Origin of the sequence: Kitasatospora sp. NPDC056327 (assembly GCF_042261735.1) — a bacterium.
GTDB lineage: Bacteria > Actinomycetota > Actinomycetes > Streptomycetales > Streptomycetaceae > Kitasatospora.
The window spans coordinates 1-13,632 of the sequence record NZ_JBHJRC010000227.1; the positions used below are offsets into that span (position 1 = coordinate 1).

General features: G+C 77.0%; 7 protein-coding genes and 2 pseudogenes. 1 reads left to right on the forward strand and 8 read right to left on the reverse strand.

What is annotated here, in order from left to right; genetic code table 11:
• Positions 1–61 precede the first annotated feature (61 nt).
• Positions 62–559: a phosphoribosyltransferase gene (locus tag ACFCX4_RS26790; protein ID WP_376147374.1), complete on the reverse strand. Its 498-nt coding sequence runs from the start codon at positions 557–559 to the stop codon at positions 62–64.
• 221 nt (positions 560–780) lie between these two features.
• Between ACFCX4_RS26790 and ACFCX4_RS26795 the strand changes: the two genes are divergently transcribed.
• Positions 781–1,860: an N-acetylmuramoyl-L-alanine amidase gene (locus ACFCX4_RS26795; RefSeq protein WP_376147377.1), complete on the forward strand. Its 1,080-nt coding sequence runs from the start codon at positions 781–783 to the stop codon at positions 1,858–1,860.
• Positions 1,861–1,939: 79 nt separating this feature from the next.
• On the opposite strand, the pseudogene ACFCX4_RS26800 reads toward ACFCX4_RS26795, so the two are convergent.
• From ACFCX4_RS26800 to ACFCX4_RS26830, 7 genes and pseudogenes are all read right to left on the reverse strand, one after another.
• Positions 1,940–2,536, reverse strand: a pseudogene (locus ACFCX4_RS26800) (sigma-70 family RNA polymerase sigma factor); the annotation flags it as partial.
• Positions 2,537–2,792: 256 nt separating this feature from the next.
• Entirely contained in the window at positions 2,793–5,579 is a 2,787-nt protein-coding gene (locus ACFCX4_RS26805) for an AAA family ATPase (RefSeq protein WP_376147380.1), read from the reverse strand.
• Positions 5,580–5,718: 139 nt separating this feature from the next.
• Positions 5,719–5,841, reverse strand: a complete 123-nt coding sequence (locus ACFCX4_RS26810) for a helix-turn-helix transcriptional regulator (protein ID WP_376147391.1) — start codon at positions 5,839–5,841, stop codon at positions 5,719–5,721.
• Between the two features lie 2,209 nt (positions 5,842–8,050).
• A pseudogene (locus ACFCX4_RS26815) lies at positions 8,051–8,458 on the reverse strand (AAA family ATPase); the annotation flags it as partial.
• A 282-nt stretch (positions 8,459–8,740) separates the two neighbouring features.
• The gene (locus tag ACFCX4_RS26820) at positions 8,741–11,572 is read right to left on the reverse strand and encodes an AAA family ATPase (protein ID WP_376147382.1); all 2,832 of its coding nucleotides are present in this window, start codon (positions 11,570–11,572) and stop codon (positions 8,741–8,743) included.
• 155 nt (positions 11,573–11,727) lie between these two features.
• On the reverse strand, positions 11,728–12,468 hold the full coding sequence (locus tag ACFCX4_RS26825; protein ID WP_376147385.1) for an alpha/beta fold hydrolase: 741 nt from the start codon (positions 12,466–12,468) through the stop codon (positions 11,728–11,730).
• 115 nt (positions 12,469–12,583) lie between these two features.
• Positions 12,584–13,501 carry an MBL fold metallo-hydrolase gene (locus ACFCX4_RS26830; protein ID WP_376147388.1) on the reverse strand — a complete coding sequence of 306 codons (918 nt, stop codon included), beginning with the start codon at positions 13,499–13,501 and terminating at the stop codon, positions 12,584–12,586.
• Positions 13,502–13,632: the final 131 nt, after the last annotated feature.

The following is a 13,632-nucleotide window of genomic DNA, read 5'->3' on the forward strand; positions in this document are numbered from 1 at the left end:
GCCCCGGGCCGGCCGGCCCGGGGCACCGCCGCGCCAGGGGGACGCGGTCACGGGGACGCGGTCACGCGTCCGGCACGCCGCCCGCGCGCCTGACCACCGGGCGCTCGGTCGACCACGGGAAGTTGATCCAGTCGCCGGTCCGCTTCCACACGTACTCGCACCGCACGAGGGTGTGCGGCTTCTCGTAGATGACGGCGGACCGCACCTCCGCCACGTGGCCGAGACAGAAGTCGCGGACCAGCTTCAGGGTCTTGCCCGTGTCGGCGACGTCGTCGGCGATCAGGACCTTCTTGTCGGTGAAGTCGATCGCCTCGGGGACGGGCGCCAGCATCACGGGCATGTCGAGGGTGGTGCCCACCCCCGTGTAGAACTCCACGTTCACCAGGTGGATGTTCTTGCAGTCCAGCGCGTACGCCAGACCGCCCGCCACGAAGACGCCGCCGCGGGCGATGCTCAGGATGAGGTCGGGTTCGTACCCGTCGTCGGCGATGGTCTGCGCCAGTTCGCGCACGGCTCGGCCGAACGTCGGATAGTCCAGGATTTCACGTACGTCACTCACGGCGTCGAGTCTAGAACGCCCACCGGGCCGATCACCGGGAAGCGGCGCACCGGCCCGGCCGGTCGGCGCTGATCAGCGGTGGTTCCGCCGCCGGGCGGGACGTGCGATACTCCGGCGGCCAGGGTGGGGGCCTTGCTGCTGTCCTCCGTGTCGTCGGTGGACGCAGGGGGGCGGTGGGGTTTTCCGCCTCCCGACCTCCCGAGGACCAGGTGAGTTCCCGTATGCACACCGACCCGACCTCCTCCCTGCCCGGACGCCGTGCCGTACTCGTCGGCGCGTTGACGCTCGGCACCGGCGCGCTGCTCTCCCCGGTCCTGACCCCGGGCGCCGCACGGGCGGCCGGCGGGCCGGTCGTCGCCGGCACCGACGCGTGGGGCGCCCGGCCCGCGAGCAGCCCGGTCACCGTGCTCGCGGGCGTGCCGGACAAGGTGATCGTGCACCACACCGCCACGGCCAACGTCACGGACTACTCGCAGGCCGCCGCGTTCTCGCTGGCCCGGGCGATGCAGACCTACCAGATGGACACCGAGCACTGGATCGACACCGGCCAGCACTTCACCGTCAGCCGCGGGGCCCACATCACCGAGGGCCGCCACGGCAGCCTCGCCACGCTGCTCGGCGGCACCCAGCACGTGGAGTCGGCCCACTGCACCGGACAGAACACGGTGGCGATCGGCATCGAGAACGAGGGCACCTACAGCACCGTCGACCCGCGGAGCGCGCAGTACGCGGCGCTGGTCGGCCTGATCGTCCACGTCTGCCGCCAGTACGGGCTGCGGGCCTACCAGGTCTACGGACACCGCGACTTCAACAACACCGAGTGCCCCGGCGACCGCCTCCACGCCCTGATCCCGCAACTGCGCGCCGACGTCGCCGCGCAGATCGGCGGGGACCCGGCCGGCCCGGTGTGGCCGGTGCTGGCCGCCGGGGCCTCGGGCGAGAAGGTCCGGACGCTGCAGCACCTGCTGGTGCAGCGGGGCGCCTCGCTGACGGTGGACGGCTCCTTCGGGCCCGCCACCCGCAGTGCCGTCACGGCGTTCCAGACGGCGGTGAACGCCGGGGTGGACGGCGTCGCGGGCAACCAGACGTGGAGCCAGGCGGTGGCACCGCTCGCGCAGGGGGCCTCGGGCAGCGCGGTGACCGCGGTGCAGAGCCAGCTGGTCGCCCGCGGGATCACGGTGGCGGTCGACGGCTCGTTCGGGCCCGGCACCCGCGCCGGGGTGGTGTCCTTCCAGGGCTCGGCGTCGCTGCCCGCCGACGGCGTGGTCGACGCCCGGACCTGGAGCCGGCTCGTCGCCTGACCCCTCCCCCGCCGGGCGGCGGGGGACGCGCGGCGGACGCGGCGGGGCGCCGGACGGGACGCGCGGCCGCCTACCCGGCGGCGGACGGGACGAGCAGCGACTCCAGGGGGGCGAGGTCCCCGGTCCGGGAGGCCGCGACGAAGACCTCCAGCAGCCGCCGGTGCTCCGCGGCGTCCACGGCCTCGCGCCGCCCGGCGTCGAGGTGCCGGCGGGCCCGGCTGGTGATCTTCCGGGCGTTGACGACGCTGAGCCGCAGCATCCCGGCGATGTCGGCGTAGCTGTAGCCGAAGGCCTCGCGCAGGAGGTAGACCGCCCGCTCGGTGGGCGTCAGCTTCGCCAGCACCAGGAGCAGCGCCGACTCCACCTCCTCCGCCCGCTGCACCGCCGCCGCCGGGTCACCGGCGGGGTCGACGGGTTCGGGCACCCAGGACCCGGTGGACGTCTGCCGCCGCGAGCGGGCCGACCGGGCCACGTTGATGGCCAGCCGGGCGGTGGCGCGGGACAGGAAGGCGGCCGGGCTCAGCACGGCCGTGCGGTCGGTGCCCTGCCAGCGCAGCCACACGTCCTGGACGACGTCCTCCGCCTCGGCCGCACTGCCCAGCGTCCGGTAGGCGATGGCGAACAGGCGCGAGCGCAGCCCCTCGAAGACGGACGCGGCCTCGTCCAGGGTGCGCACGGCGGCGGGCGCCCCGGTCGGCGCGGCCGGTGCGGTCCGGACCGTCACTGCGGTCCGGCGGGTCGGCTCGGTCCGGACCGTCACTGCGGTCCGGCGGGTGGGCACGGTCAGGTCGGTCGGCACGGTCACCACGGCTCCGTTTCACACGCGGCATCCGTCGATGCCCCTGTGAACACGCTCCCGCCGCGGCCCCCTCCCCGGCGCCCCGGAGAGTGCCTGGCCCGTACCCTGGGGCCGCCCCGGGGAGCCCCCTGGGTCAGCCCGTGACCGGCGTCCCGTCGAGGAGTGCGCCGCCCAGCTGCCGGCGCGAGGTGACGCCGAGCTTCGCGTACACCTTGCGCAGGTGCCACTCCACCGTGTGCGGGCTGATGAACAGCTGGGCGCCGATCTCGGGGTTCGTCAGCCCGCCGCCGGCCAGGCGCGCGACCTGCGCCTCCTGGGCGGTGAGCGCGGTGCGCGCCCCGGGGGTGTGCCTGGGCGCCGTCGTGCCGGTGGCCCGCAGCTCCCGCCAGGCACGCTCGGCGAAGGCCTCGACCCCGATCCTGCTCAGCGTCCGGTAGGCGGTGTCCAGGTGCGCGCGGGCGTCGGTGCGGCGGTTCTCCCGACGCAGCCACTCCCCGTAGAGCAGGTGCGCCCGGGCGTGGGTGATCCGGACCCCGGTGCGGCCCAGACGCTCGACCGCCTCCCGGTAGAGGGCCTCGGCGTCCGCTCCCCCGGCCACCTGGGCCCGGACCATGGCCGAGGTGCCGAGCGCCCAGTCGGTGCCGCTCCCCCGCGCGAGGTCCGCCAGCCGCTCGGCCGCCTCGGCGGCGCGGGCGGGCCGGCCGCTGCGGGCGGCGGCCTCGACGAGTTCGACCGTCGACCTGATCGCGAGGCCGAGTTCGTGGAGGTTCTCCGCGCCCCGCTCGGCCGCCTCCCAGGCCTCCTCGTAGCGGCCGAGCCCGTTGTAGAGCACGGCCTTCGCCCAGGCGCTCGCGGCGAGGGTGCCGCCCGGTCCGCCCTGGTGGCGGTCGGCGTCCCGGGTCATGGCGTCGACCGCCGCCAGCAGTTCGGCCTCCCGGCCCCGCCAGGGTTCGGTCACCAGCGACACGTAGTGGGCGAGGTAGCGGCTCCCGGTGGCCTCGCCGATCGCGCGGGCCTCGGCGATCAGGGCGTCCGCGTGGCCGAGTTCGCCGGCCAGGACGCGGTTGGACACCAGCTGCAGGAGGGCCGGCGGCAGCACCGACAGCGCCCCCGCCGCGCGGGCCAGTTCGACCAGCCGGAAGGAGAGCGCCGTGTTGCTCTCGAAGTCCCAGACGTCGAACGCCAGCCGGGCGGCGAGCGGGAACCAGCCGAGGCCCTCCTCCCGGGTGACCTCCTCGGTGCGCAGCGCCGCGAGGGCGCGCAGGACCACGGGTGCCCCTTCCCGGTAGCCGTCGACGGCCATCACGGCCAGGCCGCGGAGCAGCAGGTCGTGGCGGTCCGGGGGAGGTCCGGGCGGTGCGGCGAGCGCCGCCCGGGCGATGTCGCGCAGCCGGACGCCGCTGGGCAGGCGGTCGATGATGAGGGCGGCGTGCAGCGCGTCGCGGTAGGTCTGCCGGGCCAGTGCGGCGTCCAGCGGTTCCAGGCGGGCGGCCGCCCGCACGAGCAGCGGCAGGGCGCGGCCGGCGCTGGTGGAGGCGAACACGATCCGCCCGCGCAGCAGTTCGGCCCGGGCCAGTCGGTGTTCGTCCAGCGGGCCGAGGCAGGCGGCGTCCAGCAGTTCGCGGGCGGCGTCGTAGCCGCCGGCCTCGTACTTGGCGTGGGCCGCCGCCAGGGCGCGGGCACCGCGCTCGGCCGGGTCGGGGGTCAGTTCCGCGGCCCGTTCCAGGAACGCGGCCGCCGCCGCGATCCCGCCGCGCGCCTGGGCCCGGCCGGCGGAGCGTTCGAGTTCCGCGGCGACCTGCTCGTCCGGTCCGGCGGTGGCGTTGGCGAGGTGCCAGGCCCGGCGGTCGGGGTCCGTGACGGGGTCGGTCGCGTCGGCCAGCGCGCGGTGCGCCTGCCGGCGGGCCTCGGCGGTCGCGGCCCGGTAGGCCGCCGAGCGGACCACTGGGTGCCGGAAGCGCACCCCGGTCCCGATGGTGATCAGGCCGGCGGCCTCGGCCGGGGAGGCGGCGTGCTCCTCGATGCCCAGCAGGGCGGCGGCCTCGGTCAGCAGGGCCACGTCCCCGATCGGTTCGGCCGCCGCGACGAGCAGCAGGCGCCGGGTGCCGGGCGGCAGGTCCCCGATCCGGCGCAGGAAGCTCTGCTCGATCCGGCCGGCCAGCGGCCGCGCGTCGGGGCGGCCGAAGCCGCCCGCCAGTTCGGCGGGGGTCAGCCCCCGGGGCAGTTCCAGCAGGGCGAGCGGGTTGCCCCGGGTCTCGGCGACGATGCGGTTGCGGACCCGTTCGTCGAGCCGGCCCGGGATCACCGAGTCCAGCAGGGCGCGGGCGTCGGCGTCGCTCAGCCGCCCGACGGTGAACCCCGGCAGGCCCGTGAAGGCGGATTCCGCCGGGGCGTCCGGTGCGGGCTCGCGTTCGGCGAGCACCAGGCCGATCCGCTCGGCGAGCAGCCGCCGGGCGACGAAGGCCAGGGTCTGCGCGGAGACCTCGTCCAGCCACTGGGCGTCGTCGACGACGCAGATCACCGGCTCCCGTTCGGCGGCGTCGGCCAGCAGGCCGAGGACGGCGAGACCGACCAGGAACCGGTCCGGCGGGTGCGCGGCGGTGAGGCCGAACGCCGTCGCCAGTGCGTCGCGCTGCGGGACGGGGAGGCGGCCGAGGCGGTCCAGGAACGGGGCGCAGAGCTGGTGCAGGCCGCCGAAGGCCAGCTCCATCTCTGACTCGATGCCCGCCGCCGCGGTGACCCGGCAGTCGGCGGCGCCTTCGCGCACGTGGCCGAGCAGGGCGGTCTTGCCGATGCCCACCTCGCCGCGCAGGACCAGGACCGAGCTGTGTCCCGCCCGCACCGTCGCCACGAGCCCGTCCAGGGTCTCGCACTCGGCCTGCCGCCCGTGCAGTGTCGTGCCGGGCCTCGCGCCGTCCATGGGAGCCTCACCGTTCGTTCTGTCCGTCGGCCTACGGGTGCCCGGTGCCCGGTGCCCGGGGCCGGGCCCGGGCCTGGTGTCCGGTGCCGGTCGGCGCTCGACGGGCGGCCGGGCGGGGCCCGGGTGCCGGCCGGCCGGCTCACACCTGCTTGCGGGAGGTGACGCCGAGCTTGCCGAAGACCTTCCGCAGGTGCCATTCGACGGTGCGCGGGCTGAGGAAGAGCCGCGCGCCGATCTCCGGGTTGGTGAGGCCCTCGCGCACCAGCGCGGCGATCTGCGCCTCCTTCGGGGTCAGGTCGCCCCCCCGTGCGGCCCGGCGCCTCGGCGACCGTCTCGCCGAGGGCCGTCAGCTCCCGTGCGGCGCGGTCCGCGAAGCCCCGCATCTCCATGGCCGTGAACAGGCCGTGGGCGAAGCGCAGCTGTTCCGCGGCCTCCCGGCGGCGGCCGCCGCGGCTCAGCCACTCGCCGTAGACGAGGTGGGCGCGGGCCGACTCGCCGCGCAGCCGAGTGCGGCTGAGCGCCTCGATCGCCCGGCGGTACTGGCGCTCGGCCTGCGCGCCCTCGCCGAGCAGCGCGCGGGAGCGGGCCTCGATGCCCGAGGCCCAGTCGGTCCGGCTCGCCCGGGTCAGCCCGGTGAGGGCGGCGAGCGCGGCGGCGGCCCGATCAGGTTCCCCGGCGCGGGCGGTGGCCTCGACGTACTCGACGAGGGCCCACACCGGGATCCCCATCTCCAGCCGGTCGCCGTACCCGCGGCCGGCCAGGTCGGCCGCCTCGGCCGCCTCCCCGTGCCGCCCGAGGCCGTTGTAGAGCAGGGCCCGCGCCCACCGGCCGACCACCGGTCCGACGCCCTCGCCGCGCAGCTCCACCCCCTCGTCGGCCCGTTCGCCCAGTTCCAGGCACTCCGCCTCCTCGCCCCGCCAGGCGGCGACGAACAGCGCGCCGTAGATCGGGGCGGCCGTGCCGACGGCCTCGGCCACGGTCTGCACCTCCTCCGCCAGCGAGGCGGCCTCGGCGAGTTCGCCGTCGAGGACGTGCACCACGCACCGCATCGTCAGCGCGAACGGCAGCGCCGTCGCCTGACCGGTGTCGCGGGCGAGCCCGAGGTGCCGGGCGCCGAGCAGGGACATCGTCTCGTGGTCCCACAGCCCCACGGCGGTCACGCAGATCAGCCAGAGCCAGCGCAGCCCCTCCTCCGGGGAGAGGTCCGGCCCGGCGAAGGCGCGCAGGGCCCGCCGCAGCGCGGGCACGGCGGCGGCGTGGCCGTCGATGATCCGGGTCGCGAGGCCGTCGAGCAGCAGGTCCGCGGGGCGGGGCGGGCACGGGGCGGGGATCGCCCGGGCCGCCCGCGCCGCCTCGTACTGGCCGTCGTCGTGGGCCGGGGGGCCCGCGAAGATCGCCGCGTTGACGACCTCCAGGTAGGTGTCCCGGGCGAGCGCGGCGTCGTACGGCGCCAGCCGGGCGGCGGCCCTGAGCAGCAGGCCGGGCGCCTCGCTGCCCCGGTCCGTGGTGAAGGCGATCCGGGCCCGGGCCAGTTCCACCTCGCCGCGGCGGCGCTCGTCGAGGGGCCGCTCCCCGGCGACGGACAGCAGCCGCAGGGCGAGCCCCGGGTCGCCCGCCTCGTGGGTGGCACGGGCGGCGGCCAGCGCCCGGTCCTGGCGGCGGGCCGGATCGGGAGTCAGCTCGACCGCCCGGGCCAGCAGCACCGCCGCGGCGGCGACCCCGCCCCGGGCCTCGGCCCGCCCGGCCGAGCGTTCGAGTTCGGCCGCGACCGGCTCGTCGGGGCCGGTCGCGCCGTGCGCCGCGTGCCAGGCCCGGCGGTCGGGGTCGGCGGCGGGGTCCGTGACCTCCGCCAGCGCGCGGTGGGTGCGGCGCCGCTCCTGCGCCGAGGCCCCCCAGTAGACGGCCGAGCGGACCATCGGGTGGAAGAACCTCACCCGCTCGCCGATGGTGACCAGACCCGCCGCCACCGCCTCCCCAGCGGCTCCGGCGGTGAGCCCCAGGTGCTCCGCCGCGCGCCGCAGCAACGCCGGATCACCGGTCGGCTCCACCGCGGCGACCAGCAGGAACTCCCGGGCCCGGCCGGGGAGTGCGCCGACCCTCCGGCCGTACGCCCGCTCGATCCGGTCGCCGACCGGCCGGGTGCGGGGCAGGCCGAAGCCGTCGGCCGGGCCGGCCGGCGCGGCCGTGTTGGGCAGTTCCAGCAGCGCCAGCGGATTGCCCCGGGAATCGGCGAGCAGGCGCTGGATCACCCGCTCGTCCCACAGGCCCGGCAGGACGGTGCGCAGCAGCGCCCGCGCGTCGCGGTCCGACAGCCCCCCGACCGGCAGCTCCGGGAGGCCGACGGGTTCGGTGCCGCTCGGCGGGTCCTCCTCGGGCACCCGGACCGCGAACACCAGGGCCACCGACTCGGCGAGCAGGCGCCGCGCCGTGAACGCCAGGGTCTGCATCGACGCGCGGTCCAGCCACTGCGCGTCGTCCACGACGCACAGCAGGGGCCGGTCCCGGGCGACCTCGGACAGCAGGCCGAGGGTGCCGAGGGAGACCAGGAAGCCGTTGGGGGCGTGGGCCGGGCCCAGACCGAGGGCGCCGCGGACGGCGTCGCGCTGCCCGGGCGGGAGCCGGTCGAGCCGGTCCGTCATGGGCGCGCACAGCTGGTGCAGCCCGGCGTAGGGCAGCTCCATCTCCGACTGGACGCCCGTGACGCGGGCCACCCGGAACCCCCCGGCCCGGGTGGTCAGGTGTTCGAGCAGTCTGGTCTTCCCCACGCCCGGTTCGCCGCGGAGGACCAGTGCGCGGCTCTCGCCGCCGCGCACCGCGTCGAGCAGTGCGTCGAGCGTCCCGCATTCACGGCTCCGCCCCAGAATCGGCTCGCGCGTCATGAGCTGGCCGCCCTTCCCTTCGCTCCCCGGTACCCGGGCCCCGGCCCCCTGGCCCGGGCACCGGTCCCGACGGGCCGTCACGTCCGGCGGGACCCGGTGCCGCCACCGGCGGTGCCGGGTCCGCGCACGGCACCGGTCGGCGCCGCGGGGACCACTCTGCCGTGCGGGGCGGCCTTCCCACGCCCGGGGAAACCCCGGTGCACCCCCGGGTCCGCCCGGCCCCCCGGGGCGACCGGGGGCGACCCGGGTGCGCGGGGGCCGGGGTGGCCGGGCGCTCCGGCGTCAGGCGCCGGCGAGCGCGCCGCGCAGCTTGTTGCGCGATCTGACGTCGAGCTTGCTGAACACCTTGCCGAGGTGCCATTCGACGGTACGGGGGCTGATGAACAGTTCGGCGCCGATCTCGGAGTTGGTCAGCCCGTCGGCGGCCAGCCGGGCGATCTGCCCCTCCTGGGCGGTCAGCGCCTCGCGCGCGCCGGCCGCCTCCGGCCGGCGCGGCCGCACCGTCTCGCCGGTGGCCAGGAGCTCCCGGCGGGCGCGTTCGGCGAAGGCGACCGCCCCGAAGCCCCTCAGCATCCCGTGGGCGGTGCGCAGTTGCCCCCGCGCCTCGGAGCGCCGGTTCTCCCGGCGCAGCCACTCGCCGTACAGCAGGTGGGTGCGGGCCAGTTGGACGGCGATCCGGCCGCGGCCGAGCCGTTCCAGGGCCTCCCGGTACAGCCGGTCGGCGACCGGGCCCTCGCTGAGCAGCGCCCGCGACCGGGCCAGCGTGCCGAGTGCCCAGTCCGTGCCGGCGGCCCCGGCGCGCTCCTCCAGCCGACGCAGGGGCGCCGCGGCCGCCCCGGGAGCACCGGAGCGGACAGCCGCCTCGACCAGTTCGGCGAGGGCGAAGCCGACGAGGGCCAGGTCGTCGAACTCGACGGCCCGTTCGGCCTCGTCGAGGGCTTCCCGGTAGCGGCCGAGGCCGTTGTACAGCACCGTGAGCAGGTAGTGCTCACCGCCGATCGCCCGTCCTTCGCCCCACGAGGTCGCTTCCGCGGCACCGCCGCGGATCGCCTGCGCGACGTGCGCGCCCTCGCCGCGCCAGGCCAAGAGCAGCAGCGCGGGGTACGCCATCGGCGCGTTGCCGGTCACCTCGATGAGCGTGGCGGACTCGTCGACGAGCGCCGCCGCGAGGTCGAACCGGCCGGTGTGCACGGCCAGGGCCGCCCGGTATCCGAGCGCCAGCGGAAGCACGCCGAGGGCGCCGCTCTCCCGGGCCGAGCCGACCGCGTGCTCACTGAGGCGGTGCCAGGTCCCGTCGTCCCACAGCTCGCCGGCGACCAGCCAGGTCAGCCAGAGCCAGCGCGCGGCGTCGTCGCCCCCGTCCCCGCCGCCGTCGGCCGCCCCGAACGCCTCCAGGGCGGTCCTCAGCAACGGGCCGCCCGCCCCGGCGCCGTCCGCGAACCAGGCCACCAGGCCACCGAGCAGCAGGTCGGTCGCCCTCCCGGGCCGCGTCCCGGGCAGTGCGCCGCGGGCGGCCTCGGCGACCTCCCGCACACCGGTGCCGTCGTGCAGACGCCCGGCGAAGACCGCCGCACCGATGGCGTCGAGGTACGCCTCCGGCCCGTGCGGGTCACCGGCCCGCACCAGCCGGCCGGCCGCGTCGAGCAGCAGGGGCAGCGCCTCGCCGCCGCGCCGGCGGGCGAGCACGACCTGCGCGCGGAGCCGGCTCAGCCGGGCGTGCTGCGCCTCGTCCAGCGGGCTCAGCCGGGCGGCGGCGAGGAGTTCGAGGGCGGCGTCGGGGGACCCCGAGTCGAACGCGGCCTGCGCGGCGGCGAGCGCCCTGGTCCCGCGCCGGAGCGGATCCGGCGTCAGTTCGGCCGCCCGGCGCAGGAACGCGGCCGCCGCCGCCATCCCGCCACGGGCCTGGGCCCGGTCGGCGGACCGCTCCAGCGCGCTCGCCAGGGCCTCCTCGGGCTCGACCGCGGCGTGCGCCCGGTGCCAGGCCCGGCGGTCCGCGTCGAACACCGGATCCGTCGCCTCGGCCAGCGCGCGGTGCACGTCCCGGCGGACCGTGGGGTCGGCGGCGCGGTAGGCCGCCGAGCGCACCAGCGGGTGGCGGAAGCGCACCCGGGCACCGAACTCGATCAGTCCCGCCGCCTCCACCGCGCCCGCGGCGTCGGCGTCTATGTCCAGCCGTTCGGCGACCCGGCGCAGCAGCGGCACGTCCCCCACCGGCTCGGCGGCGGCGGCCAGCAGCAGCCGCTGCGCCGCGGCGGGCAGCGATCCGATCCGCCGCAGGTAGCTCTGCTCGATCTGGCTCGCCAGCGGGCGGGCGTCCGGCCGCCCGAAGCCGCCGGCCAGCTCCGCCGCCGTCAGACCCCTGGTGAGCTCCAGCAGGGCGAGCGGGTTGCCGCGGGTCTCGGCGACGATCCGGTCCCGGACCCGCTCGTCCAGCCGGCCGGGCACCACCGATTCGAGCAGCGCCCGCGCGTCGTCCTCGCCCAGCCCCCGCACCACCAGCTCGGGCAGGCCCCCGAAGAGGTCGCCGCCCGCGGCGGGCTCCGCGGCGCGGGCCGCGAACACCAGCGCCACCCGCTCCGCGAGCAGCCGGCGTGCGACGAAGGCCAGCGTCTGGGCGGAGACCCGGTCGAGCCACTGGGCGTCGTCCACCACGCAGACGAGCGGCCGCTCCTCGGCGGCCTCGGCCAGCAGGCTGAGCACCGCGAGGCCGACCAGGAAGCGGTCCGGCGCACGGCCGCCGCTGCCCGCGTCCGCCGCGCTCCCGGCGCCTCCGGTGTTCGCGCCGCTCCCGGCGCTCAGGCCGAACGCGACCGACAGGGCGTCGCGTTGGGGACCGGGGATGCGGTCGATTCCGCCCATCAGGGGCGCGCACAGCTGGTGCAGCCCGGCGTAGGCGAGTTCCATCTCGGACTCGACGCCGACGGCCCGCAGGACCCGGCAGCCGGTCGCGGCGCCGGCCAGGTACTCGGCCAGCGCCGACTTGCCGACGCCCGGCTCGCCGCGCAGCACGAGCACCTGCCCCCGGCCCTCCCGGGCCGCGGCGATCACCCGGTCCAGCGCCCCGCACTCACCACGCCGTCCGCGCAGCCCGCGCCGAGGAGCGCCGCCCGCCATCCACCACCACCATGCAGTCCGAGGTCAGGACCCCGATCAGCCCGGGTCGCCCCCATCATGCATCAGCTCGCACGGACCGTACAAAAACCGGTCCGGCGGCGGCCGGTGACGGCCGGACAGCCGCTGACCGGTGACGGCCGGACGGCCGGCGCGGCTCAGCCGCCCGGTGCCGGGTGTGCCGTCCAGTGCGCCTCGACGGCCGCGGCGACCTCGGCCGGCCGCTGCAGCAGCGGCCAGTGGTTGCAGTCGAGCCGCACGACGCCGGGCGCGCGCAGCGAACGCGCGAGCCGCTCGCCGGAGCGGACGGGACAGGCGGGATCGCGCACGCCCCAGAGGACCAGGCAGGGCGCCGTCACCCGGGCCAGGTCCGGCTCCCACTCCGCGCCCACGGTCACGGCGGAGCGGTAGAGCCGGAGGATGCTGTCCTTCATGGGGCCGTCCACCCGGCGGGCCGTCTCCCCGGCGGGGCCGGGCGGGACGTCGAACCCGGCCGTCAGGTCACGGGCGAAGGCGCCGGGTTCCAGGTCGCGCATGAAGCGCTCGCCCTCGACGGGGTGTTGCCAGGTCCTCGCGAGCGGATGCCACGCGTAGCCCGCGTCGACCGGGCCGTTGCCACCGGCCCAGGTGCGGACCAGGTCGGGCCGCACGGAGGCGACCCGGGCGGTGAGGATGCAGCCCCAGTCGTGGCCGACCAGGTCGACCGGCTCACCGAACCGCTCCAGCCGGTCCACGAGCCAGTCGACGTACTCCTCCTTGGTGGAGCGGAAGCCGGGCGGGCGCGGGGCGCCGAAGCCCGGCAGGTCCCAGGCCTCCACATCGGTCCGGGTGAGATGCCGGCGCACGCCGTCCCACACGCGGTGGGTGTCGGGAACGCCGTGGATCAGGATCGCGGGCACGGGTCGGGGTCCTTCGCGGTCTCGGGACGGGAACGGCGGGAACGGCGGGGTGATGGGGTGGCCGGGGTGGCCGGGCGGGCAGCGGCCGACGGACCGGTGCCCGCCCGGCGTCCGGTCAGTGGTCCCAGACGACCGGCACGAAGCGGAAGGTGCCGCTGCCGGCGTCCGCCACGTGGCAGACGGACGGGAAGGGCAGGTGGGTGGCCACCAACTGCTCGCCGGTCGAGGCCAGTTCCCTCAGCAGGCGGATCCGGACCCGGGTCGACTCCTCGGGGTCGTGGTCGAAGCCGTTGTGCCACTCGGGCTTGTCGAACCCGCACTGGAACACGGCGTCGCCCGCGAACGTCAGCCGGTCGCTGCCGGACTCCAGGCGCACGATGCTGTGGCCGGGGGTGTGCCCGCCGGTACGGCGGATCAGGACGCCCGGCGCCACCTCGTACTCCCGCTCGAACGGCCGCAACTGGCCGCGGTACACCTCCAGGAACCGCGCGGCGGTGGTCCGGAGCACGTCCGGCACCGGGGCCGGCATGTCGGTCCGGGAGAAGTCCGGCGCCGCCCAGAACTCGGCCTCGGCCGACGCCAGGTGGACCCGAAGGTCCTGCCGCAGCCGGCCCCGCAGCCCCTCGACGAGCAGCCCGCCGATGTGGTCCATGTGCAGGTGGGTGAGCACCACGTCGGTCACGGACGCCGGGTCGATCCCGGCGGCGTCCAGCCGCGCGGCCAGCTGCCCGGCCCGCGGGAAGCCCGGAAACTCCGTCCCCAGTCCGGAGTCCACGAGGACGGTCCGGCCGCCGCTGCGCACCACGGCCACGTTCAGCGGCCAGTCGATCAGCTCCTTCGGCAGGAACATCTCACCGAGCCAGGCGGTCAGCTCGGCCTCGGCGGCGTTGGTGGCCAGCGTGGTCGGGGAGATCGGCAGCACTCCGTCGCTGATCACCAGCACGTCGATGTCGCCGACCTTCAGCGCGTAACGCGACGGAACCAACTCGTCGTACCCCGGCGCGGCGGGGCGTGTGGTGTCGACGCGGCTCATCCTGTCCTCCTCGTGAAGAGCGTTGACCGAAGACGTCGACGGCGCGGTCGGTCGCGCCGCCCGGTCGTCCCCTAGGACCGGACAGCGGCCGGATCTGTGACAGCGGCAGCCGCCGGCGGGTGGACCGGGTG